Source organism: Paenibacillus sp. ATY16 (assembly GCF_003399985.2).
Classification (GTDB): domain Bacteria; phylum Bacillota; class Bacilli; order Paenibacillales; family Paenibacillaceae; genus Pristimantibacillus; species Pristimantibacillus glycanilyticus.
In genome coordinates this window covers 446,122-470,212 of the sequence record NZ_NMOK02000004.1, presented here as the reverse complement: position 1 = coordinate 470,212, position 24,091 = coordinate 446,122, and the positions used below count along the sequence as shown (strand labels likewise).

Genomic DNA, 24,091 nt, shown 5'->3' with positions numbered 1-24,091 from the left:
AAAGTTGCATCAGTCACGCTATCGCCCCCATGTCCACATCCATTCTTAACCAAGATATGCGGACAAGGGGACAAACATACTACTCTATACGCGGACGATTTGATGCCCCGCCGCTTTCGCCAGACGATTCATCAGAGCAAGTCCGATCCCTTCCTCGGAGCAGCCTTCCGCCCATATGCGCTGCACGCCTTCCGAGTCGAACCGGCGGAGTGCCGCATACAGGTTATGCGCCGCCTGCTCCGGATGCAGCTCGCTGCCGTAACTGAGGATCAGGTCGGCATCATACGCGGCAGCTCTTTCGTCGAAAGTGAGAACACCGGTCTTCACAGGCGTTGTTTTGGCATGATTGAGTTGCTCCTGAATATAACGGACCGCATTCGCCGGTTCGCCCAACACGATCCAAAGATCGCCTTTCGGCGCATAATGCGTATATTTCATGCCCGGCGAGCGCGGCGCCTCCGTCACATCCGGATTCGCTGCCGCTGGAGCATCGATTACCGCCTCCGGCGCGGCGCTCTGCAGCTGCTCGGCCGTAATCCCTCCGGGACGGAGAATACGGATGGTATTCGAATCCGGCAGCTCAATAACGGTTGATTCCAGTCCGACGCCAGTCGCGCCTCCGTCTACGATGCCGCTGATTTTTCCTTCCAGATCCTCCAGCACATGCGCTGCAAGCGTCGGGCTGGGCCGGCCGGAGCGGTTCGCGCTGGGAGCTGCTACCGGACAGCCGGATTGCCGAATGAGGGCAAGCGCGGCCGGATGATCCGGCATCCGGATGCCGACGGTCGCGAGCCCTGCCGTAACAAGCGGAGATACCGCGCCTGTGCGTACCGGCAGCACGATCGTAAGCGGACCCGGCCAGAACTCTTTCATCAGCCGGGTCGCAAGCTCCGGATAAGGAAGCGCAAGCTCCGCCAGCTGATTTTCATCCGCGATATGCACGATGAGGGGATTATCCGACGGTCGTCCTTTTGCCTTGAATATGCCTTCAACCGCCTTTGTGTTCCGGGCATCCGCACCTAGGCCGTATACCGTTTCGGTCGGAAAGGCAACCAGCTCTCCTTCCCGCAGCAGCGCCGCCGCTTCCTCCAATTGTCCGGCCATCGCATCGGCAGGAGCAGCCTCCGCAACCCGCCAAACCTTCGTTGTTGTCATCTCTATCCTTCAATCCCTGCTATTCGAAAGTAATCGTTCGTCGTCTAACTGCCCCCATTATAGCATATACAACCTGAATTGCGGAGCGGCGGCCCTTTGCCGGGCGACTATGCGCCTTGAAAGAACCGCCGCGGGCAGCTTGCTTTAGAACAGGCTTTTCAGCCAGTTGATGAATTGCTCGATAATTTCCAGCAGGAAAAACTTCGCTTTCGGCGCTTCGCCTTGCTTATTCTCGTCTTGCGATTTTTGAACGGAAGCTTCGGATTTGCCTTCTTTGCCGTCAGAAGCTTTTTCAACCTTTGCGTTATCTTTATGATCGGCGGAAGCCGTTTTTACCGTCTCCGCTTTCGCGGCGTCAGCATCCGGATCGGCAGCGGCGGCTTCGCCGGTTGCCGCGTCGATGAAGCACAGCGGAGGAAACAGCACGCACCACCAGTTTTGGCCTTTGCCTTCGCCAAGCGTAATCAGGAGAGCTTCGTAGTTGCCTGCCGGATACACTTCGTTGCTGTACATTTTTGTCGGGAACGGAACCTGGCCCAGCTCTGCATGATAGCTATAATCGAACCCGCGGCTTGTCAGCACGTCAGCTACGATACCATTGATTTCGTCCATATGATCAAGCACCGTTTGGCGCGCTTCTTCAATCGTTTGCGGACCCGTTACCCAAGTGTCCATGGCTTTCACCACGGCATCGCGGACAACGCGCTTTACGGCCTGGTCGGCAGGGGAATCAGAATTAGCCAAGATGCGCAGGCGAATGGAATCTTGCGGAATAATCGTATCGACCACAGCCGCATCCGTACGCTGCTGCTCCCAGCTCATCACAAGAACAAACAAAACGATAACCAACAAAGCATAAGATTTACGGAAATAAAAAAGGGAATTAGTGCGGTTGATCATAACACAAGCTCCTCTCGATCGCACCCGTCGGTGCATCAGCTTGCGTTCCGGAACGTATCTATCCGTCATTATGTCCGCGTTCCCGGCTCTATAAACCTAGCAGAAAAAATGAAAATGATAGAGTTGTTTTCATAACACACGAGGCCGGTGAGGGGAGGGAGCGGGGAATGGCGTAGGGCGAGGTACGGGGCAGGGGGCTGTAACACGGTTTTTCCGTGTTGCAGCGGAGTTAACAAAAAACACGCTGCCGGCATCGGATGATGCGCCGGCAGCGTGTTCAATAAACTTACTATTTTGTGCGGACGGCGATGACATGACGCTCGATGCCGCCATAATCGGTAATGATGCGGATGTCGTCCCATTCGCCGACATTCCGCAGCAGCGCGGCAACGTCCTGGGCTTGGCCCATGCCAAGCTCGAAGGCGACAATACGCGGCAGCTGCGCAAGCGACGGCAGCTGCTCCACCATGCGACGGTACGGATCCAGTCCGTCCGCCCCGCCGTCCAGCGCGAGGCGCGGCTCGTAATCGCGCACCTCGGGCTGGAGGCCCGCAAGATCATCCGCCGGAATATACGGCGGATTGGACACAAGCACATCGATGCGGATGTCCTCCGCATCGGGTGCCGCCCCTGCGGCGCCGCGCTTCGCAAACGGCGCCAGCAGGTCGCCCTGCACGAACGCCATGCGCCCCGCCGCCTCATGGCGGGCCGCGTTCGCGCGGGCGACCTCAAGCGCGTCCGGCGAAAGATCGGACGCGCATACGCGCCATCCGGGACGCTGCGAAGCAAGCGTCACGCCGATGGCGCCGGTGCCGGTGCCGACGTCAACCACCGTCGGCGCTTCAGCCCCGTCCGGCGGCCATAGCTTGTCGGCCGCCTCAAGCACGGCCTCGACGAGCAGCTCCGTCTCCGGCCGCGGAATAAGCGTAGCCGGCGTAACCGTAAACGGCCGGCCGTAGAACCATTCCTCGCCGATGATATACTGCACCGGCTCGCCCGCCGCCTTGCGGCGGATCAGCTCGACCCATTCCACGGCATGCTCCGCCGGAAAGGGCTCGCCGAAGTCGCGCAGCATCGCTGACCGCTCGATGCCAAGCACGTGCATCAGCAGCCGCTCTACGTTAGAGCGCGGCTCCATAACGCCAAGCCCCTCCAAAAACGAAGAAGCCTGCATGCAGGCTTCCCTAATGGTAAACGACGGTGCAAAAAACACCCGTTCGTCTGTATGATCGTTCATCTCTCTAGCTTCCCTTCCTCGGGAGTCTTTGGACTCGAAGGTTTTAGTTAAGCTCTCTCTCCAGCAATTCCGCCTGCTCGGCAATGGTCAAGGACGATACGATCTCTTCCATGTCGCCGTTCATAACCGAATCCAGCTTGTGCAGCGTCAGACCGATACGATGGTCCGTTACGCGGCTTTGCGGGAAGTTATACGTGCGGATGCGTTCGCTTCGGTCGCCCGTGCCAACCTTCAGCTTACGCTCGCCTGCGTATTTCGCTTCCTCTTCCTGGCGGCGGATATCGTAGATGCGGGCACGCAACACTTGCAGCGCCTTCGCTTTGTTCTCGTTCTGCGATTTGCCGTCCTGGCAGGTCGCCATAATGCCGGTAGGCACGTGAAGCACGCGTACCGCCGATTTCGTCGTATTAACGGACTGACCGCCTGCACCGCTGGAGCAGAATGTATCGATCCGGATATCTTTATCGAGAATTTCAACCTCGACTTCTTCAACCTCCGGCATAACCGATACCGTCGAAGTAGAGGTATGAATACGGCCGCCCGATTCCGTTACCGGAATACGCTGAACGCGGTGAGCGCCGCTTTCGTATTTCATTTTGCTGTAGGCGCCTTTACCGTTGATCATGAAGATAACCTCTTTGAATCCGCCCAGATCATTCTCGGAAAGGTCCATGAGCTCTACGCGCCAGCCCTGAGTATCCGCGTATTTCGTATACATGCGGTACAGATCGGAAGCGAACAGCGCAGCTTCGTCCCCGCCTGCCGCACCGCGGATCTCGACGATAACGTTCTTCTCGTCGTTAGGGTCCTTCGGCAGCAGGACGATGCGAATTTTTTCGTCCAATGCGGTCTTGCGCTCGGACAGCTCTTCAATCTCCATCTTGACCATCTCGCGCATTTCGTCGTCGAGCTTCTCGCCTTGCATAAGCTTGGCATCTTCAAGCTGTTCCGACACTTGCTTATATTCTGTGAAGGCTTCATAAGCCTCTTGTAAATCCGATTGCTCCTTGGAATATTCCCGCAGGCGCTTCGGATCACTGGCTACATCCGGATCGCACAACAGTTCACTTAACTTCTCGTAACGGTCTGCGAGCGCTTGTAAACGGTCCAACACAATGATTCACCTCTATGATTTTCCTTAATGGTATCACTCATTATAGCACAAAGGACCCGCGTTTTCGACTGGTGTATTTGCCTAAGTCGCCCGAAAGGGGCTCCGCGTCTTCCTTAAGGAAAACGGAGCCCCTTCATTCTGTTTATTTCTTGTTTTTTCTAGCCGCAAGCACGACGGCAGCCAAACCAAGCACAACCGCGATAATCGATAACGTAAGCGGAAGCGCCGAGTCGGAATCCGAGTCCTTCGAATCGCCTGCATCCGCCGCGGCGCCGGCATCATGGCCGTGTCCGTCGCCTTCCGCGACAGCCGCCGTTACGGTTGTTACGGAAGCCGGCTTATCCGAGCCGTCTGCCCCGACCCATTCGACAACCTTGTTGTCGCTGTAGGTCTGGTAAGCTTTCCATACGAGCTGGGTAGCGTCTTCGTTTACTTTGCCGCTCATGCGGAACTCGGTGAATTCCGTTTCGCTGAGACCGCCGCCTTCCGCAGCCGTCCAGGTAATGGTTGTCACCACGCCGTTAGCATCCTTTTCAAGCTCGCTGGTCCAGCCCGGCTTGGGCTCAACGCGGGAAATGACCGCTCCGTCCGCCACCTTAACCTGTACCTTGACGGTGTTAACGCCCTTCTCCTCGCTAGGCACGCGAACCGCGAATACCTGGTACGAATTCGCCGGTACGGATGGCGGCTGAACCGTTACGTGGGCGCTTGCCACTCCTGCGAACATCATCAGGCATACGGCCATCGCAGCCGCTATTACCCATTTTTTCATCTGTTTCTTCATCTGACGCATCTCCCTTTCTGATCATAAGCCTGTCGTGCGCTTCTCTGAGAAGAGTATATAACCGCGCGGAATGCCTGACATGACTCGAAAGGGCTACCCGGATATGACTATTATGTGTCCGTCCGTTCTAATAATTCCGGAACGCGGTTTCCCGGACAAGCTCATTATCGTCCTGGTCCATGACACGAATCTCTGCCGTCCATTTGGAGGCGTAGGGAAGGAATGGACCCGTCGCCTCATAGGACGCGCTGATGTAGCCCGGGAAAGCATCGTTAGGCTCGCTGTCGTCCTTCACCAGCGGAATATCGATCGGAGCGTCCTTCCTGCTGTCCGAATGCAGGCGCAGAATAACCGACTTAGGCGCCCCCGACTCCTCCGGCAGCCAGACATGGAGGGAAACCGTATTGTCCCCGCCGGGTACGTTAGGCGAAACGTTAAACGTTACGTGCATATCCTCGCCCATCTGGTGGAAGTTATACGGCTCGTTGGGAGGCAGCGGGCTCATATAAGTAAACACGGCTGCAATCGCCACGATACAGGCCATCATAATGGCATCCGCCTTCAGCAGGCTTCCGGCCGGGAAGCCGCTCTTTTTCATCCGGAGACGCAATAGCGTACCCGTCACAAGCACCGCGACGACAAGAACAACCTTTACGGTAAGCAGTCCGCCCCATGTGGTCAGCCACAAATACGACAGCTTCGGCAGGAACAACAGCGTCATCGTTACCCCGCTGATGACAAGCACGGCAAGGGAGATCAAAGCGCCCTGCGAGAAGCTTGCTCCAAAGCGCCCCGCTTCCTTCCGGTCCGCGTACCAGACGTACAGGAGCACGGCCAGACCGCCAGACCAGACCGCGGAGGCAATCAAGTGGATAAAGTCAAAAGCAATCGTCAGCACCTTCTGGTCATTTGCCGCCGGATGGCCGATCAGGCTTTCCACGCCAAGCAGCAGTACCACCCACAGCAGACTGACAAACCTCTCTTTGAACCGCTGGGCTGCAAAACCAAGCAAAACCAGGATAATGAGCTCGAGCCATGCCCGTCCGGTAGTCGTATTCGTAAACAGCGACCCCCAGGAGGAAATCGGCTGGCCTTTCATCAATTCGTTAACCTGCAGGAAAATATGAACCAGTACCGTAAGCAAAAGCGCCCGCATGCCAATCAGGGACAAACGCTTAAAGGCTGATTGCAGCGATTCGCTTGGCTTCCGGATAAAGACCGACCATAAAGCGATGCCCGTGGCCAGCAGCAGCGCGGCATAATAAAGCACCCGCACGGCATACAGCAGGTTTTGCTGCATCCCCTTTGAATTGCTTGCTTGCGTGGCAAACGTCTCCCCGTCCTTCCAATCGGGCGGATTGCCGACAACAAAAGCATAAGAGCCGCTGATCGGATGGCCGTCCTCCGAAATGATATGGTAAGAGACCGAATAAACGCCGTCCCCAAGCGCGGGAAGACCTGCCTTAAGGGTTGTTCCGCCGTTCTCCAGAACCGGCTCTTCCGTCTTTATTTTGTTTGACTTCGAATCCACGACTTCCAAGGATCCGGCACTCGGCTCAACCGCCTCGTTAAACGTTAGCTCCACAAAAGGCGGCGACTCGGCAAGCTTCACGTTCGCGGCAGGAACGGTCTTCTCCAGTGTCGCATGCGCGAAAGCCTGCGGCGCAAGCGTTAATGCCAATACGACAAGCAGCATCACCGCTGCCAGCATTCGTTTCGGTAACGTCGGTAACGTATGTAAAGTCATAACACCATGCTCCTATTCTTTAGCTTCCTTCCCATTGTACGACTGCCAACCGCTTTCCGCATGACTCGTTCGAGCTACGCTTGGATAAAAGCGTTTTCCGCAAGAACAGAGCAAAGCGGTATTGCTCTCCCAAATGAGAACAATACCGCCTTCGTCCCGCTGCTATTAAACGTTGAAACGGAAGTGCATAACGTCGCCGTCCTGCACCACGTATTCTTTGCCTTCGAGGCGCAGCTGGCCTCTTTCTTTTGCCGCGTTCATCGTACCGGCGGCAGCCAGGTCCTCGAACGACACAACCTCGGCGCGAATAAAGCCGCGCTCGAAGTCGGTATGGATAACGCCGGCCGCTTGCGGAGCCTTCATGCCTTTACGGATTGTCCAGGCACGAACCTCCTGCACGCCAGCCGTAAAGTACGTATACAGGCCAAGAAGCTTGTAAGCCGCGTTGATCAGACGGTTAAGGCCGGATTCCTGCAGGCCCAGCTCCTCGAGGAACATCGCTTTGTCTTCGCCTTCCAGCTCAGCGATTTCTTCTTCCACCTTCGCGCTGATTGGCACCACTTGCGCGCCTTCGGCAGCCGCGAATTCGCGCACCGCTTGCACGAACTTGTTATTATCCGTATCCGCAACCTCCGACTCGGCTACGTTTGCGGCATACAGCACCGGCTTCATGGTGAGCAGGTGAAGATCGCGGATAATCAGCTTCTCGTCATCCGACAGCTCTACGCTGCGCGCGGGCTGGTCGTTGTAGAGAGCTTCTTTGACGCGTTCCAGCACTTCCACTTCCAGGGCGATTTTTTTGTCGCCGCCTTTCAGGTTTTTGCGGGAACGCTCGATTTTTTTCTCAACGGACTCGATGTCCGCCAGAATCAGCTCAAGGTTGATCGTCTGGATATCGCCGAGCGGATCCACTTTGCCGTTTACGTGCGTGATGTTCTCATCCTCGAAGCAGCGTACAACGTGAACGATCGCGTCTACCTCGCGGATATGGGCGAGGAACTTGTTGCCAAGGCCTTCGCCTTTGCTTGCGCCTGCCACAAGACCGGCAATATCAACGAATTCGAAGGCAGTCGGAACCGTTTTGTTCGGCTGCACGAGCTCTGTCAGTTTGTCCAGACGGTAGTCCGGCACCTCTACCACGCCCACGTTCGGGTCAATCGTACAGAAAGGATAGTTTGCGGATTCCGCGCCTGCTTGCGTTATTGCATTAAATAAAGTGGACTTGCCGACGTTCGGCAATCCCACGACACCTGCTTTCAAAGCCATGAAATAAGACACCCCATTTTCCGAAGTAACAATCTCACGTCATTATACCCGATGGCCGCTTACAATAAAAGCCCTAGTACAAGGTAGACAGTTCTTCCAAAAATGGGGCGTTGCCGCCTTTATCCCGCTTTCGTCAGGTTCGCTTTTTACGGCATACCGCAATAACGTACATCGGATCGCAGCTCTTGAACCTCGCAAGCGGCAGCGGTTCATGCCCTTCGGCCCTAAGCAGGCGCTCCTCGGCTCTTCCCAGCGGCAGACCCACTTTTTCCCGCATCCAATTCATGGAGAGCAGCCTTGAATCGTCAACCGGGTTCTGCCCGAACATCTCTTCAATGTCGTAACAGGCCAGCAGCTCGCCCACCAGCTCCGAGGTCCGGTATTCGAAGCGGTGATATTCGTTAAAAGGCTGCTCTTCGTAATATAGCGGAGGGTTCGTTACCGAGCGGTTAGGCGTGGACACGATAAATAACCCGCCGGGCTTCAGCACGCGGGCCGATTCCCGGATCCATGCCGCTCCATCGCTTACGTGCTCAATCGTCTCGAAGGAAATAACCGCGTCAAAGGATTCGCCTGCAAAAGGAAGCTTTAGTACGTCGCCCGTTTCAAACCGTATCCCTTCTCCGCCGTAATCCCGTTCCGCAAGCCGGGCGGAAACGGCGTCGATATCGATGCCCGTAACCTCCGAAGCCCCCGCATGCTTCAATAATGCTGAACCGTATCCCGCTCCGCAGGCGGCATCCAGCACCTTCAGGCCCCTGACATAACGGCACGCCAATTCGTAACGGTACAGATGCTCCTCGTATACATCGGCATACCGCTCCTTCACCTGCCGGTTGACCACAAGCCGTTCGCCGCTGAACACGACATCGTTTTGTTCCTTGAGCGGCTGTTCGGGCACTACCTGCACTGCTTCCTCCACCGGAGGCAGCGGCAACGGCAGCTCTTCCGCAACCGCCGCCACGGCCGTGAACTCCTCAGACTCAAGCTCGGTTACCGGGGCGGGCGTCAGCTCCGGCTTAACGCTTATGCCAAGCGTAATAATGCTGCCCGAGGTCAGCCTCCCCTTCACCGGGTGCTTGCCGTTTGCCATCCGCTCCAGCAGGCTGAAGTCTTCGGCGCTGATATCCGAACCGGGGCGCCCATCCTTCCCGTCATCGATAAGCAGGGTCGAAACGGCAGCAAACCCGGCATCCGCATACAGCTTCCTCACCTGCTCAATGGAATACAGATAAGCGGACTGCTGCTGGGCATCGTCATTATCCGGCTGCAAATAACGCAGCATAAACGGATAGTAATGACGGTTCAGGAACGTTCCGATCAGCCAGCCGGCAGGCTTCAGCAGCCGCTTCAGCTTCCGCATCGCCTCGGGCGTCCCGCAGATGTGGGCATCCCCGATAAGGATGCCGTCTAACGAGCCAGTCTCCAGGCCCCATTGCTCCGGATCCTCCGAGCCGAACACCCGGATGCCGGCCGCTTCCGCCACCTTGGCCGCTTGACCGTTTTTTTCGACTCCATACAGCAAAGCACCGGGAAACCGGTGCCGCAAGCTGAGCAGCGTCGCTCCGCAGCCGCAGCCGATATTCAGAAATCTTGGACTTCCGCTCCCGCCGCCGGCAGCGGATACCTCCCGGTCCAGCAGCCCAAGCATATCGGAATGAATGATCAGCGCCTCCGAAGAAGCGAATCCCCATTTTTCGCGAAAAAGCTGATTGTTGCGGGCGAACAGCTGCAAATACATGGCCGAATCCGCCCGGAAGCTGACGCTGCCGTAATGATGGATAAAGGTATCGCGGCAAAGCATAAGCTTATACCCGAGAAGCTTTAATCGCAGCGACAAATCATCATCTTCGTAATTGCCGATGCCAAACCGCTCATCCATCCCGCCGGCCTTCTCGTAGGCCTCCCGCCGTAGCAGCATGCAGAAGCCGATCAGCTTCAGCCGCTCCTCCATGGGATGGCTTCCCGCAGACCGTCTCACCGATTCGGAGAAACGGTCGAGCTCCTCGATCGTCGAATAATGGCTCGGAATCTGCGTATAGTAATAGGCCGAGTTCGTGACCGGCCCCACCGCACCGATCGAAGGATCGCTAAGCAAACTGCGCTTCAGACCGTCCAGCCAATCCGGCGTCACCAGAGTATCGTTATTCAGCAGGAGCAGCAGCTCGCCGGATGCGGCCGATGCCCCTTGATTGCAGCCTTTCGGGAATCCGGCGTTACCGTGATTCGCGATCAGAAGGATATCCGGCTCGGCTCCCGCCCAGTCGACCGTCCCGTCCTCCGATCCGTTATCGACAAGGATCAGCTCGTAGCTGCCCGCCGCCGTATGTCGCCTGATGCTTTCCACGCATGATTTTGTATAATCAAGCCCGTTTCTGGTCACCAGGATTATGCTCGTCAGCACCAATCTCTTCACCGCCCGGCACATAGGTTCATGCCAACAGCATATGTAGAAGGAGCCCGGATGCAAAGGCTGTTCGCCTACTGCCCCGAGGCGTTATTTTTTATAGAAAGATAAACCGAACAAATAACCGGCCAGCACGTTAAAAATCGCTTCGTTCTTGTCATCGAGAATGATCCGGCTCAGCGTCCCGTATGTCCCTTCGGCGCCGGTGTACAGCTTGCCGTAATTGACGGCCGCCACATAATTCAGGACTACGATTACGATCGACAGCATTAACGTGAACTGCGTTTCCTTTATACGGAACCCGAACTCGCCTTTGCCGATCAGATGAAGGCTTGCTCCAAAGCCGAATGTAATGCCGAAAAGAACAAACAGGAACTTGGCCGTCACATCGGGATCGCCGTTGCGCATTAGAAATTCGTTGCTTGCGTAAACAACAAGCATGGTGAACAAAAGAAAGAGGACAAACACCACATACTTAAATAACGCTGACTTCTTAACCATTTTCTGCACCCCTTATGTTGTCGAACACGATTGCATGCCAAACCCTCCCCCCGCCCATACTAACAGGGACCAGGAGGTGAAAACTACACGATGGAAAATCAAACCCACAAAGGCAATTATAAAGGGACAACGGCCATGAAGGCAAAGAACCAAGATATGGCATTTGTCAACGATACGATTGAGGATGCGAAATCCGTTACCAACTTCTCCTCCAAGAACAAAAAAACGGACTAATCCCAACATAAAGCCCCCGCCTGGAAGCTGCCACGGCAGCGAACCAAACGGGGGCTTCTTTATTGAACCGACCTCAATTGCGCAGCGGCGCCTCCTGAAGCTCCGCCCTTGTCTGCAGGAAGCGGAAGAAGGCTACGGAGGCTTCGGCTCTCGACACCTGCTTAGCCGGCTGGAAGTTGCCGCCCGATAGCGTCATAATCTTCAGTCCGACAACAATAGCCGCCTGGCCCTTCTTCTCCATTTTGTCCGCGTCCTTGAAGCTGATATTGAACAAATCATCGTAATTGGCGAGGGAGTTGTACCCAAGCGCGCGCACAATCAACTCCGCCATCTCCTCGCGGTCCACCTTGCCGTCCGGATTAAACGAACCGTCGCCGATGTCGATCAGATTTTGCTGGAGCGCGCTTTCCACGTATGCATAATATTGATTTTTCGTGCCGACATCGGCAAATGAAGCGGATGCCGTTGAATCCGCCGACCCTGCGTACAATACCGGCGGACGACCGCTGTTCATCGCCAGCACAAGCATTTTGATCAGCTCGCCGCGGGTTACGATTTCATTCGGACGGACCTTGCCGTCCTTCACATCAAGCGCTTTGTAAGCCACCATCAGCTCTAACTGGCGCTGCGCCCAATGACCGTCAATATCGGTAGCCTTCGGTTTCTCCAGCTGGGTAACCTCTCCGGTGTCCCGGCTTCTCCAGCTGCCCGATTCCGCATCCAGGAAGATGGACTCATCCAGCTGGCGCGGCACTAACCGGTAGATGAGCTGAGCGTTAGCGTTGGATTCCACATCCGACGGCTGAATCACCCCGGCAGCCAGCATCGTCTTATATTTCTCGACGGGAATCGGCTGGCCCTGGTACACGTAATTTTGCGTCAAATAATAAGTCAGCTCCGTCCGGTAATAAGTCATCCACTTCTGAATGGCTTGCGCCGGCGTAATAACCTTAGGCGCCGTCTCCGGGTATTTATACGGATGGATGCTGGCATCGTAGCTGCGCACCGCGCCCGTATTCGAGTCAATGGATACGTTCACGTTGTCATAATCGGCCGTTGCGCCGTTAATCTTGTGAACGAAGCTGAAATAATACGTATCGATATACGATACTTTATCCGGGTCGTACTGCGACTTATCGCGCTTCACGATATACAGCTCATCCGCCGCCCAAGGAAGCTGCTTCTTCACCGTTTCAATGGCTTTGGCTTCCGCTTGGTCATAAGACAAGGCAGGCTTCGCGCTCGCATTCTGGTTGTTCTGATAGGAATAGAAGCTGTTGATAAATCCCGTCCGGCTATTGATTAATGCCGATGCGGAGCCGACCGTGTCTTTTCCGTTCTTCAGCTCCCACTCGAGCCGCCAGCTGGCAACCGTCGCACCGGCACCGTCATCCGTATTCTCGTAATAGCTTGCGCCGGTGTACACCGCGTTTGAAGGAATAGAGAAGGCTGACAGCACGGCTTGCTTCGCCTGCTCTTCGGTCAGATTCACCGCTCCGGGAGCTTCGCCCAGCGGTTTATCCGCTATCGGGGTCCCTGATACCTGGTTGGGATCAATGTATCCGCTTTGCACTTCTTTGCCGGTAACCGCATCAATCGCAAAAGCTCCCATATCGTAGCTCAGCACCGGTTTGATAGGCCCTTCCGGATTATTAGGGATAATGTAACGCAGCTCCGGCTTTGCCTGCTCGATAAGCTTTTTCTTCGCTTCATCGGCCGTCAGCCTGGCATCCGCCTTCGGAAATTGAATCGTATCATCCCACTGCAGGGTGTAGCGCAAGACATGCCCTTCGCTGTCGACATCAAGCTCGATATAGTTATCCACGTAAGGAATATCATTGACAACCCGGTCAAACCTGAGCGTGTGGCGCATCTCTCCCGTCAGAGGAGGAAGCTGCTGCGCGCCGTATTCCGGATTAAATTTCACTTGATCCTTGTAAGTTGGCGCTACCTCCGACAAGAAGGAATAAGCAATCTTCTGCGCGGCCTCCCGCTCAACCTTCAGCGGATAAGTAGGCTTGGCGCTTGGATTATCGAGGTAGGTGCTGTAATCAAGAAGCTGGCCGGTATCCGCATTTAACCGTACATAGATGCTGCCCTTGTTTTTGCCGTTTACCTTGTACACGAAATCCAGACCCCATACGCTGCGTTTGCCGCCAGCCAGCGTATCGGACGAGAGCGAAGCCCCTTGCAGCGCGTATTCCTTCGGGACGCTTACGGTCTGTCTGGCGAGAGATTCCGCCTTTTCCTTCGTCACCTTCACATTAACGGGAGCAACCGCGTTTCCGTCCGATCCGGCAGCATCTCCTGATACCGATACGGCCGAAGCTGCCGGTTTGTCAGCGCTTTCGGCAAAGGCCGGGGCAGGAATACTGCTCGTCAGCATAACCGCGGTTGCCAGCACGGCCAGCTTCTTGCGATGATTCATCACCATAACGAACCTCCTATCCTTTTCCATTCTTGTTAATCAGCTAAATAGACGCGGCAGCCGCGCCAGAAGTTGCGTCCCGTCCCAATATTTTCATATTATCATTTTTCACACGGTCACGCGCCTTCCTCCAGAGGTGCTTTGCTGCACTAAAAAAGCCAGGGACCCGCGTTATACGCAGGTCCCTGGCTTTTCATGCTTTGCAGCCAAATCTTACAGTTGGCCGGAGATTTTTGCTTTCAGAGCGTCTTTGCTTTGTACGCCGACCATTTTGTCAACGGGTTGACCGTCTTTGAACAGGATCAGTGTAGGGATGCTCATTACGCCGAATTGGGAAGCCAGCTCTGGCTCTTCGTCAACGTTGATTTTTGCGATTGTAGCTTGGCCTTCCAGTTCAGTTGCAAGCTCTTCTACGATAGGGAGCTGCATTTTGCAAGGTCCGCACCAAGGTGCCCAGAAGTCTACCAGAGAAACGCCGTTTTCCACGCTAGTTGCAAAGTTATCTTTTGTCAATGCTACTGCCATTGTCAATCATCCTCTCCAAAATAATATGATAAGGGAATTCCGCCACGTACCGTTTTATTGTAGCCTAATCGCAACCACAAGCGTGAATTTGCTTTAGTACATCGGAAATCGTGATGCCGCTGAAGTAGCCTTCCAGCTGCTTCTCGGCTGTACAGAAGATCCCGAACATCACTTGGTTCATATTCGAGCCAACGACGCAATCCATGCCCGGATCACCCGAGCACCAGCTCGGAATAAACGAGCCTTGCGCCATGACGCGATATACATCGCCAAGCGTAACGACATCTGGATCAATTGTAAGCCTGTAGCCGCCTCCTGCGCCTTCTCGTGTATCGACAAAGCCGCTTTTGCGCAATCCGCTCATAACTTTGCGGACGCGCGCGGAGTGCGTGCCTACGTTGTCGGCGATCATCTCACTGCTCGCCATCCGCTCGGGCAGATAGGCTAAATAAACGAGACTGTGTACGGCAATCGTAAATTCGCTGTTCAATGTGAACGGCCTCCCTGTTTAGTACTGTAATAATATCAATTACAGTTAACATTGTCAATAGCAAGGCCGCCCGATTTCCGCCACAGTCATAGGGTGCGACGGCGGCACCCCCCTTATTCGCTTAGCTTGTTGTTAGAAATTGAAATTCATGGGGTCGGATCCAAAGCGGCGGCCGACATTCAGGCCATTGATCTTCTCCACCTCTTCGGCGGTAAGTTCAAAGTCGAAAATGTCCGCGTTCTCGATAATCCGGCTCTTCGTAACGGACTTCGGAATGGTGACGACGCCGCATTGCAAGTCCCAGCGCAAAATAACCTGCGCAGCCGATTTGCCGTGAGCTTGTCCGATTTCCTGCAGCAGCGGCACATCGAGATTACCTTGGAGTAGCGGACTCCATGCCTCAAGCTGGATGCCGCGCTCTTTGCAATAGCTCTGCAGATCAGGCTGAGTCAGGTAGGGCTGGAATTCCACCTGATTCACCGCAGGCACCACTTCGCAGCTGCCAAGCAGATCGTCCAGATGAGGTATCAGGAAGTTGCTGACGCCAATTGCCCGCACATGCCCTTCCTTGTACAGCTTCTCCAAAGCACGATAAGTATCCTTGTATTTGCCCGCCACCGGCCAGTGAACGAGATACAAATCGATAACGTCCAGCTTCAGCTTGCGGCGGCTTTCCTCGAAAGCCTTCAACGTGCTCTCGAAGCCCTGGTTGCTGTTCCATACCTTTGTCGTAACGAACAGCTCCTCGCGCTTCAGACCGCTTGCGGCAATCGCGTTGCCTACGCCTTCTTCATTCCCGTAGATCGCCGCCGTATCGATGCTGCGGTAGCCTGCCTCCAGGGCATCCGCAACCGCTTGCTCGACCTCTTCGCCTTCCTTTGTTTTGAATACGCCAAAGCCAAGCCAAGGCATCCGAATTCCGTTGTTCAATTCCGTGGTTTGCGTAATGGATGTAAATTTGCTCACAACTCTTCTCCTCCCTCATTCTAAAAATGCTGCTTCTCAGCTCCCCTATTTTACCATTGATCTTCCCCTATGAACAATTAAGCCGCTATCGAATAATTAGCGGGATGTTCCCAACAAACCTGTCATGATGGTGGGAGAGGCGAATACATATGTACGGAATGGCGAATCAGCAGGCGAAGGAGGTGTGTTGGGGATGGTGCTGTGGTGGAACCGATGGACTGCCTTCCGGACTGAGGCCGGATCCCGGGCTGATGAAATCGACAGGCTGCATGCGTATTTCAAAGTTAACGGTTTAAAATCAAAGGTAACCCTGGATGGCTCTTTAAAACGGATTCATGTACGCAGCAACGATGAAGCACGCGCCAAGGAGCTTGCGGCTTCATTCGATGCCGAGCATTCCTGATAAGCTTTTGATTCAGCCGCAATCCGCAGGTTTTCGTAGGCTGCACCCGTACCGAAGCAAGCCCCAGTCCCCTTGAGACTGCGGCTCCTCTGTCCGGGTGCCGCCATTTTTTATCCTTTTTTCAGAGCCTTGATCTTCGGGGGGAAGTGTGTATAATACAGGTTAGTGGTTTTCTAGGGTTCCGCTAAGCGAGAGGCTTAGGTCTGGTCCGAGGGAAAACTCACAGCGATAGCTGTGATCACGGAAGGATAAAAACCTGGGAGTCGCCTGCGCCAGCAGTGTACTCCCGGGTTTTATTTTTGTCTTTTTAAATATTACATCACATGTAAGGGGGAAGAATTTTCATGAAAAAGCAATGGTTGCAAGTTTATGTTGCTGCAATTTTCGAAGTCATGTGGGTCACCGGCCTCAAGCATGCGGACCATGTCTGGAGCTGGGCGGGGACGTTTATCGCGATTGTGCTCAGCTTTGTCCTGCTTATCAAAGCTAGCGGAGAGCTTCCCGTCGGCACGGTATATGCCGTTTTTGTAGGACTTGGCACGACCGGTACGGTTATATCGGAATCGGTCTTTTTCGGGCATCCGCTGCATGCGGCTAAATTGTTGTTTATCGTCCTTCTTTTGATTGGCATTATCGGTCTTAAGCTTATTACGCCGGAGCACGGAAGTGCGGGCGAGAAGAAAGGAGCATCCTCCAAATGAACTGGTTAGCCTTGATCTGCGCGGGTCTATTCGAAATGCTGGGCGTCGTTATGATGAATAAGGTCAATGAGAAGAAAAGCGTGAAAAACATCGCGCTTCTGCTAATTGGCTTTGGCATGAGCTTTGTCTGCTTGTCCTACGCGATGCAAACGCTCGAGATGAGTATCGCTTATGCCATTTGGACGGGGATTGGCGCTACAGGCGGTGCAATTCTTGGCATGGTTCTGTACGGAGAGCCTAAAAACATGCTCCGGATCCTCTTTATCACCCTCATTATCGGGGCCGTAGTTGGCCTCAAGCTGGTGGCCTAATTGCGGTTGGAACGAAAGCAAGGGGCTGTCCCGCAGCTTTATCAGCTAACGGGACAGCCCCTTGCGTGTATATATCGGCTCACTAAACAAAAAGAAGTGGACTGGTTAGGTGCCGATTACACTTCCATGATGATAGGAAGGATCATCGGCTTTCTTTTCGTTTGTTCATATAAGAATCGTCCAAGCGCGTCTTTTACGTTTGATTTAAGTGTTGTCCATTGGTTTACGTTATCGCTGATGGATTTCGTAATCGTTCTAGTTACAATTCTGCCTGCTTCCTCAAGCAGTCCTTCCGACTCCCGTACATAGACGAAGCCGCGGGAAATGATATCCGGTCCCGATTTGATCGTCTTGTCCTGCTTGCTGATGGTTACTACAACAACAAGAATGCCGTCCTGGGACAGGTGCTTGCGGTCACGAAGTACAATATTGCCAACGTCTCCGATACCAAGTCCGTCGATATACGTATTGCCAGCCGGCACTTTGCCGGATTTGCGTGCATCGCCGTTTACGATTTCCACGATTTCACCGTTATCCACGATGAAGGTATTGCCTTGCTCTACGCCAACGGCTTCAGCCAGCTTCTTATGATGAAGCTGCATCCGGTATTCCCCGTGAATCGGGATGAAATACTTTGGAGCCATCAATTGAAGCATCAGCTTCAGCTCTTCCTGGCTGCCGTGGCCAGATACGTGCATGCCTGTTTGCGTGCCGGAGCCGTAAATGACATTCGCTCCGAGACGGAACAGCTCGTCCACCGTGCGTCCGATGCTGCGTTCATTGCCTGGGATTGGCGTTGCCGAAATAATAACCGTATCGCCTTCCAGAATCTCTACCTGACGGTGATTCGAACGGGCCATCCGCGTAAGAGCGGACATGGGCTCGCCTTGGCTGCCTGTGCAAAGAATAACGACTTGATTATCCGCATAGCGGTTCACTTCGTTCGTCTCGATTAGCATGCCGTCCGGGATATCGAGATAGCCCAGCTCCGAAGCAATCGTAATCATGTTGACCATGCTGCGCCCGATAATCGCCAGCTTCCGTCCCGATGCCGCCGCTGCATCCACAACCTGCTGCAGACGGTGCACGTTCGAGGCGAAGGTAGAGACGATCACGCGGCGTTCCGCTTTGCGGAAAGCATCAATGAAGTTAGCGCCGACGATCCGTTCCGATGGCGTAAAGCCTGGACGTTCGGCGTTTGTGCTCTCCGACAGCAAAGCGAGGACACCTTTTTTCCCAATCTCGGCCATCCGGTGAATGTCTGCGTGATAATCGCCTACCGGTGTTTGGTCGAACTTGAAGTCGCCCGTATGGACAACGACGCCTTCCGGTGTATCCAGCACGACGCCGAGGGAATCCGGAATACTGTGGTTCGTCTTGAAGAACGACGCCTTCATCGAACCCAGCTTGAGCTCGGAATCGGAATGAATCAAATGCCGCTCCGTCGATCCGAGCAGTCCGGCTTCCTTCAGCTTTCCTTCGATCAATCCCATCGTAAGACGGCTTGCATAGACCGGCATGCTCAGCTGCTTCAGGATATACGGCAACCCGCCAATATGGTCCTCATGGCCGTGCGTGATGAGCAAGGCTCTAACCTTGTCCTTGTTCTCGATGAGGTACGTGATGTCCGGCACGATGATGTCGATACCGAGAAGCTCCTCATCCGGGAATTTGGAACCGCAATCAATTACAATAATGTCGTTCGCGTATTGTACCGCGTACATGTTCTTGCCAATTTCGCCTACGCCGCCTAAGGCAAAAATGGTTAGTTTCTTATCCGTTTTATGGTTATTCAAAAATAATCCTCCTATTTATAAGACTGACGACGATTGTTATACTCCAAACATAAAAATCCGAACCAGTCACTTGCCACCATTATAGCACGAAAAAATAACAAAATGGAAATAGGCTTAAATAGCCTTTTTATACCCTGCTGAACTTCCTCCAAGCCGCAATCGCCGCGTTCACGGTTAATCCAAGCGCCACGCCCAGTACTACCGCTGCCAAATTCAATCCGTGTATGAACAATAGCAGCATGCCTGCGCCATAATCATCCTCCGGAAGCGGAAAAACCGCCCCCATCAGATAACCGGTAATCATCAGCATCGGCACCCAAATAACAGGGATAAACAAAGCAAAATACCAATATTTTCGGCGAAAACACCATATAACAGGCAACGCGTATACTGCCGATGTTATTGCAAAAACGATGTAAGCCTCATCTATAGCGGCACTATAGCGATAGGCCAGTTGAAAAAAAGTATTCCCGATTACCGCATAAATAACGCTTAAGAGAACAACGAAAAATGCAGCCCGTTGATAGCCGGGTTTTACCTGCGGCCTCATTATCGCTTAATGATCTCCTTGAGTGCCTCTACAAAAACAGCCATCTCTTCGTCCGTGCCAACCGTTACGCGCAAATATTGATCAATTCGTGGCTGTTTGAAATACCGGACAAGCACGCCGCGTTCGCGCAGCTGCTGGAACAGAACCTCTGCCGCATGCTCCGGATGGGAGATGAAGACAAAGTTCGCCGCCGAGTCGGTTACGATAAAGCCCAGCTCTTTCAATTCCTTCGTCACCGCTTCGCGCGTCGCGATTACCTTCGCCGTGGTCTCCAGGAAATAAGCCTCGTCCTCAAACGCCGCTACCGCGCCCGCAAGCGCAAGGCGGTCAAGCGTATAGGAGTTGAACGAATTTTTAACGCGGTTCAGCCCGTCGATCAGCTCTTCGCTGCCCAGCGCCCAGCCTACCCGCAGACCCGCAAGCGAGCGGGACTTCGATAGCGTCTGAACGACGAGCAGATTCGGATATTCGTTCACCAGCTTTGCCGCCGACTCGCCGCCGAAATCGATATACGCCTCGTCAATCAGAACAACCTGATCGGGGTTTTGCGCAAGCAACGTACGGATATCGTCAAGCGAGATCAGCATAGCCGTTGGCGCATTCGGGTTCGGAATAACAATGCCTCCGGTATCCCGGCCGCTGAATTCGTCAACCGGCAGCTTGAACTGCTCGCCCAGCGGAATAATGTCCGCCTTCAGCTGGTAGAACTCCGCATACACCTTATAGAAGCTGTATGTAATGTCCGCGAACGCGACCGGTTTGGCCGGATTAAAGAATGCCGCGAAAGCAAAAGCAAGCACTTCGTCGGAACCGTTGCCTACGAATATTTGATTCGGAGCAACATCGAAATATTCGGCGATTTTGCGGACAAGCGCATCGCAGGTTGGATCGGGATAAAGCCTCAAATCATCATTTGTTACCGACCGGATGGCCTCCAGCACTTGAGGCGAAGGCGGATACGGGTTTTCGTTGGTGTTCAGCTTAATGTATTTTTTGTCCTTCGGCTGCTCCCCGGGAACATAAGGGACTAAAGAAGCCGTAAGCGGACTCCAAAACTTGCTCAATGTTCATTCTCCCCTGTCGTCTTTTCATCCTATTGCTTCCAGCATAAATCATTTGGCAGGAATCACCAAATTAGTCGTCATTAAATCTTGCGTCCGACAATAATCAAATCCCGCTCTACCCCGTCAAGCTCGGCTACCTTCGGCAGGTTCGCCCACTCTTCGAAGCCAAATTTCCGCAGCAGGGCAAGGCTAGGCTCATTGTGGCCAAATACAAATCCGAGCAGCGTGCGAAGACCAAGTCCCGGGCTTGCTTCAAGCGCCTTCTGAATCAGGAACGAGCCGATACCGCGCGCGCGGTATTCCTGATCGATATAAATGCTGATCTCGGCCGTTGCGTTGTAAGCCGGGCGTCCATAGAACGATTGGAAGCTCAGCCACGCTATCATTTTTCCGTCTTCCTCCAGCACCCATAACGGGCGAAAATCCGGTGAATGCTCGTCATACCATCTCATTCTGCTCTCCACCGATACGGGCTCCAGATCAGCCGTTACCTGGCGGGATGCGATAGTAGAGTTGTATATTTCGACGATGCGGGGCAGATCCTCTACCCCGGCATCTCGGATCGTAAAATCATTGTTCATAACTAGTTCTCTCCTTGACCTCATGTTTCCTTTATTTGATTGTACAGCCTGTACGATTTTTGCGCACGTGTAAATAATTTAACCTTTCCTACCCTCTAAAAACCAGCCTAGAACTCTACCTTCCGCTAGTTTCACAGTTTAAGGTCTCGCAGAAACCTTAAGAGCTAGACCGATCTTTTCAAAATTTAACAATAAATTCGTTTTTGCTGCGCGGTTAAGGCCCTTTAGGGACCTTATTGGGCATTATGAAGGCAAAAACAAAGCCCTTAAGGTCCCCAAGGGGCCTTAAGGGCTTGACGATCTCTCAAAATTAGACCAAAAACCTGCCTCTCGCGTAATTAAGGCCCTTTAGGGACCTTATTGGGCACTACAATGGGAAAAGCAAAGCCCTTAAGGCCCCCGGAGGGCCTTAAGGGCTTGACGATCTCTCAAAATTAAACCAAAAACCCTGCCTCTCGCGTAATTAAGGCCCTTTAGGGACCTTATCAGGTATTACGAAGGCAAAAACAAAGCCCTTAAGGTCCCCAAGGGGCCTTAAGGGCTTGCATAACGATTTACTCGTCCCCGTCGTGAACAACAACCGTGCCCGCGATAAAATCGTGAATGGCGCGTTTGTCTTCGCGCAAGCCGACCATAAACGCGCTGACAACCGCGGCGATGCCAATGGTTACGGCATAGACGAGTCCGCCCACGACATTGCGCAGCAGCATCGTGCCGATGCCCGGCGGCCTGCCGTCCAGGCGGCGGATCTGAATGCCGCAAATCTTTTTCCCGATCGTGTAGCCGTTCCACAGAACCGGAATCAGCAAGGAATACAGGAAAGAAATAATGTTCGTAAACGAATTCTCCCTCTCGCCCGAAATGATAAAGGCCAGAATGGTAAGCGGAATGCCGATAATAAGGCCGTCCAAAATATTGGCGCCCAAACGTCTCCAGAATCCTGCGCGGTAATAAGTATCCATGTTGTTCCTCCCTATTTTTTTCTCTGTTGGCTTATAGGCTTTCTTTAGCCTATTACCACCTATATGGGCTTATGACTCCCGCTTAAAGCCCGGACCAGACGGTTCACAAGAAAGTTCGCCATCATTCTACATTTTCCTTCTATTTACCATTTTTATAAATTCAAAGAAAAGCCGGACTATCCCGTAAGGACAGCCCGGCCTGCTCAGCCTATGGCGATTATTTAAGCTTTGGACGGATCAAACGAGCTCTTCAGCGAGACAATCCGGTTGAATACCAGCTTCTCTCCCGTCGAATCCTTCGGATCCACATTGAAGTAGCCGTGGCGGAAGAACTGGAACTTGTCATGGCTCTTCGCATCCTTCATGTTCGGCTCAACAAAGCCTTGCAGCACTTGCTGATTGTTCGGATTGATGCATTCGAGGAACGGCTTGCCTTCCTCTTCGGCTTCGCTAGTAATAAGCGGCTCGTACAGACGGAAGTCCGCCGGCACGGCTTGCGAGGCTTCGACCCAATGAATCGTGCCTTTTACTTTGCGGGCATTAAAGCCCGAACCGCTCTTGGTAGCCGGATCGTACGTACAGCGCAGCTCGATCACGTTGCCGTCCGCATCCTTGATGACTTCCTGGCACGTAATGAAGTAAGCATGCTTCAGACGCACTTCGTTGCCAGGGAACAGACGGAAATATTTCGCGGGAGGATTCTCCATGAAATCGTCCTGTTCGATATAGATTTCGCGGGAGAACGGAATTTGGCGCGTGCCCATTTCCTCGTTCTCGGCATTGTTCTCCGCTTCAAGCATCTCGACTTGGCCTTCCGGATAGTTCGTAATAACAACCTTCAGCGGCTGCAATACGGCCATCGTGCGAAGCGCCTTCAGCTTCAGGTCTTCCCGGATGAAATGCTCCAGCATCCGCTCGTCGACCGTGCTGTTCGCCTTGGCTACGCCAATCTCGCGGCAGAACGCGCGGATCGCTTCCGGCGTATAGCCCTTGCGGCGCAGACCGCTGATCGTCGGCATGCGAGGGTCGTCCCAGCCGGTAACGACGCCTTCGTCCACGAGCGCTTTCAGCTTTCTTTTGCTCATCACGGTATTCGTAATGTTCAGACGGGCGAACTCGTATTGCTTCGGCACGTCAACCATTTCGCATTCCGCGATGGTCCAGTCGTACAGCGGACGATGGTCCGCGAACTCCAGCGTACAGATCGAATGCGTAATGCCTTCAATCGCGTCGCTGATCGGATGCGCGTAGTCGTACATCGGGTAGATGCACCACGCGTCTCCCGTGCGGTGATGGTGCGCATGGGCAATCCGGTACAGAACCGGGTCGCGGAAGTTGATATTCGGCGAAGCCATGTCGATCTTCGCGCGCAGCACCTTCTCGCCGTCCTTGAATTCGCCTGCCCGCATTCTAGCGAACAGATCAAGATTCTCCTCGACCGTGCGGCCGCGGTAAGGGCTGTCTTGCCCGGGCTGCGTCAGCGTGCCGCGCGTCTCGCGGATCTGCTCGGCAGTCAGGTCGCACACGTAGGCTTTCCCTTTGCGGATCAACAGAACGGCGCGGTTGTACAATTCTTCGAAGTAGTCGGATGCAAAACGAAGATCATCCCAGTCAAAGCCGAGCCAGCGTACATCTTCCTTAATCGACTCTACGTATTCCGTATCTTCCTTTACCGGATTCGTATCGTCGAAACGCAGATTTGTCCGTCCTTTGAATTCATCGGCAAGCTCGAAGTTCAAGCAGATCGACTTGGCATGTCCGATGTGCAAATATCCGTTAGGCTCCGGCGGAAAGCGGGTCACGATTTCCTGCACGTGGCCTTCTTTCAAATCTTCGACGACGATGTTTTTGATAAAGTTAGAGGATGATACCTTATTCTCCACTGTGTTTTCCACGGCGACCAACCTTTCCCGTAATTAATGATCTTCCTATCATACACAAAATTACGAGAAAATACACTGTCTACTGC

23 protein-coding genes and 1 riboswitch are annotated in these 24,091 nt (G+C 53.8%); of the genes, 4 read left to right on the top strand and 19 right to left on the bottom strand.

Annotated elements, in window-relative coordinates; genetic code table 11:
- Window positions 1-84 precede the first annotated feature (84 nt).
- From CFI03_RS05185 to CFI03_RS05145, 9 genes are all read right to left on the bottom strand, one after another.
- A complete protein-coding gene (locus CFI03_RS05185; protein ID WP_248756706.1) occupies window positions 85-1,155 on the bottom strand; it encodes an L-threonylcarbamoyladenylate synthase in 1,071 nt (356 codons plus the stop codon).
- A gap of 144 nt (window positions 1,156-1,299) precedes the next feature.
- A complete protein-coding gene (gene spoIIR, locus CFI03_RS05180; protein WP_248756705.1) occupies window positions 1,300-2,055 on the bottom strand; it encodes a stage II sporulation protein R in 756 nt (251 codons plus the stop codon).
- A gap of 289 nt (window positions 2,056-2,344) precedes the next feature.
- Window positions 2,345-3,292, bottom strand: coding sequence for a peptide chain release factor N(5)-glutamine methyltransferase (prmC, locus tag CFI03_RS05175; RefSeq protein WP_248756704.1), 948 nt, complete (start codon window positions 3,290-3,292; stop codon window positions 2,345-2,347).
- Between the two features lie 43 nt (window positions 3,293-3,335).
- Complete coding sequence (prfA, locus tag CFI03_RS05170) at window positions 3,336-4,406, bottom strand: peptide chain release factor 1 (protein ID WP_248756703.1); 1,071 nt, start codon at window positions 4,404-4,406, stop codon at window positions 3,336-3,338.
- A 142-nt stretch (window positions 4,407-4,548) separates the two neighbouring features.
- Window positions 4,549-5,190 (bottom strand): YcnI family copper-binding membrane protein, encoded by a 642-nt coding sequence (locus tag CFI03_RS05165; protein WP_248756702.1) that lies wholly within the window; start codon window positions 5,188-5,190, stop codon window positions 4,549-4,551.
- A 127-nt stretch (window positions 5,191-5,317) separates the two neighbouring features.
- A complete protein-coding gene (locus CFI03_RS05160) occupies window positions 5,318-6,937 on the bottom strand; it encodes a copper resistance CopC/CopD family protein (RefSeq protein WP_248756701.1) in 1,620 nt (539 codons plus the stop codon).
- A gap of 165 nt (window positions 6,938-7,102) precedes the next feature.
- Window positions 7,103-8,203, bottom strand: a complete 1,101-nt coding sequence (gene ychF / locus CFI03_RS05155) for a redox-regulated ATPase YchF (RefSeq protein WP_127497942.1) — start codon at window positions 8,201-8,203, stop codon at window positions 7,103-7,105.
- A gap of 133 nt (window positions 8,204-8,336) precedes the next feature.
- Window positions 8,337-10,607 carry a methyltransferase domain-containing protein gene (locus CFI03_RS05150; RefSeq protein ID WP_248756700.1) on the bottom strand — a complete coding sequence of 757 codons (2,271 nt, stop codon included), beginning with the start codon at window positions 10,605-10,607 and terminating at the stop codon, window positions 8,337-8,339.
- Between the two features lie 93 nt (window positions 10,608-10,700).
- On the bottom strand, window positions 10,701-11,111 hold the full coding sequence (locus CFI03_RS05145) for a hypothetical protein (RefSeq protein WP_127497946.1): 411 nt from the start codon (window positions 11,109-11,111) through the stop codon (window positions 10,701-10,703).
- Between the two features lie 90 nt (window positions 11,112-11,201).
- On the opposite strand from CFI03_RS05145, the gene CFI03_RS05140 reads away from it, so the two are divergent.
- Complete coding sequence (locus CFI03_RS05140; protein WP_201002494.1) at window positions 11,202-11,345, top strand: hypothetical protein; 144 nt, start codon at window positions 11,202-11,204, stop codon at window positions 11,343-11,345.
- A gap of 73 nt (window positions 11,346-11,418) precedes the next feature.
- Here the strand turns inward: CFI03_RS05140 and CFI03_RS05135 are convergent, their stop codons facing one another.
- The 4 genes from CFI03_RS05135 to CFI03_RS05120 all read right to left on the bottom strand — a co-directional run bounded on the left by CFI03_RS05135 (window position 11,419) and on the right by CFI03_RS05120 (window position 15,700).
- Window positions 11,419-13,779: an S-layer homology domain-containing protein gene (locus tag CFI03_RS05135; protein ID WP_248756699.1), complete on the bottom strand. Its 2,361-nt coding sequence runs from the start codon at window positions 13,777-13,779 to the stop codon at window positions 11,419-11,421.
- A 207-nt stretch (window positions 13,780-13,986) separates the two neighbouring features.
- A complete protein-coding gene (trxA, locus tag CFI03_RS05130; protein ID WP_015847398.1) occupies window positions 13,987-14,298 on the bottom strand; it encodes a thioredoxin in 312 nt (103 codons plus the stop codon).
- A gap of 64 nt (window positions 14,299-14,362) precedes the next feature.
- Complete coding sequence (locus CFI03_RS05125) at window positions 14,363-14,788, bottom strand: RrF2 family transcriptional regulator (RefSeq protein ID WP_015847399.1); 426 nt, start codon at window positions 14,786-14,788, stop codon at window positions 14,363-14,365.
- A 132-nt stretch (window positions 14,789-14,920) separates the two neighbouring features.
- On the bottom strand, window positions 14,921-15,700 hold the full coding sequence (locus tag CFI03_RS05120) for an aldo/keto reductase (protein ID WP_248756753.1): 780 nt from the start codon (window positions 15,698-15,700) through the stop codon (window positions 14,921-14,923).
- A 247-nt stretch (window positions 15,701-15,947) separates the two neighbouring features.
- Between CFI03_RS05120 and CFI03_RS05115 the strand changes: the two genes are divergently transcribed.
- The 3 genes from CFI03_RS05115 to CFI03_RS05105 all read left to right on the top strand — a co-directional run bounded on the left by CFI03_RS05115 (window position 15,948) and on the right by CFI03_RS05105 (window position 17,169).
- Window positions 15,948-16,157 (top strand): hypothetical protein, encoded by a 210-nt coding sequence (locus CFI03_RS05115; protein ID WP_248756698.1) that lies wholly within the window; start codon window positions 15,948-15,950, stop codon window positions 16,155-16,157.
- A 162-nt stretch (window positions 16,158-16,319) separates the two neighbouring features.
- Window positions 16,320-16,422, top strand: a riboswitch (guanidine-I (ykkC/yxkD leader).
- A 79-nt stretch (window positions 16,423-16,501) separates the two neighbouring features.
- Window positions 16,502-16,858 (top strand): DMT family transporter, encoded by a 357-nt coding sequence (locus tag CFI03_RS05110; protein ID WP_248756697.1) that lies wholly within the window; start codon window positions 16,502-16,504, stop codon window positions 16,856-16,858.
- Window positions 16,855-17,169: a DMT family transporter gene (locus CFI03_RS05105; protein WP_127497955.1), complete on the top strand. Its 315-nt coding sequence runs from the start codon at window positions 16,855-16,857 to the stop codon at window positions 17,167-17,169. Before CFI03_RS05110 ends, CFI03_RS05105 begins: the two co-directional genes overlap by 4 nt.
- A 116-nt stretch (window positions 17,170-17,285) precedes the next feature.
- On the opposite strand, the gene CFI03_RS05100 is transcribed toward CFI03_RS05105, so the two are convergent.
- The 6 genes from CFI03_RS05100 to CFI03_RS05075 all read right to left on the bottom strand — a co-directional run bounded on the left by CFI03_RS05100 (window position 17,286) and on the right by CFI03_RS05075 (window position 24,005).
- Window positions 17,286-18,965 carry a ribonuclease J gene (locus CFI03_RS05100; RefSeq protein WP_283094408.1) on the bottom strand — a complete coding sequence of 560 codons (1,680 nt, stop codon included), beginning with the start codon at window positions 18,963-18,965 and terminating at the stop codon, window positions 17,286-17,288.
- A gap of 127 nt (window positions 18,966-19,092) precedes the next feature.
- Entirely contained in the window at window positions 19,093-19,515 is a 423-nt protein-coding gene (locus CFI03_RS05095) for a hypothetical protein (protein WP_248756696.1), read from the bottom strand.
- Complete coding sequence (gene hisC, locus CFI03_RS05090) at window positions 19,515-20,579, bottom strand: histidinol-phosphate transaminase (protein WP_248756695.1); 1,065 nt, start codon at window positions 20,577-20,579, stop codon at window positions 19,515-19,517. The genes CFI03_RS05095 and hisC overlap by 1 nt, the downstream gene beginning before the upstream one ends.
- Window positions 20,580-20,659: 80 nt before the next feature.
- The gene (locus CFI03_RS05085) at window positions 20,660-21,160 is read right to left on the bottom strand and encodes a GNAT family N-acetyltransferase (protein WP_248756694.1); all 501 of its coding nucleotides are present in this window, start codon (window positions 21,158-21,160) and stop codon (window positions 20,660-20,662) included.
- 554 nt (window positions 21,161-21,714) lie between these two features.
- Window positions 21,715-22,122, bottom strand: a complete 408-nt coding sequence (locus tag CFI03_RS05080) for an RDD family protein (protein ID WP_248756693.1) — start codon at window positions 22,120-22,122, stop codon at window positions 21,715-21,717.
- Between the two features lie 221 nt (window positions 22,123-22,343).
- The gene (locus CFI03_RS05075; protein ID WP_127497981.1) at window positions 22,344-24,005 is read right to left on the bottom strand and encodes a glutamine--tRNA ligase/YqeY domain fusion protein; all 1,662 of its coding nucleotides are present in this window, start codon (window positions 24,003-24,005) and stop codon (window positions 22,344-22,346) included.
- Window positions 24,006-24,091 lie beyond the last annotated feature (86 nt).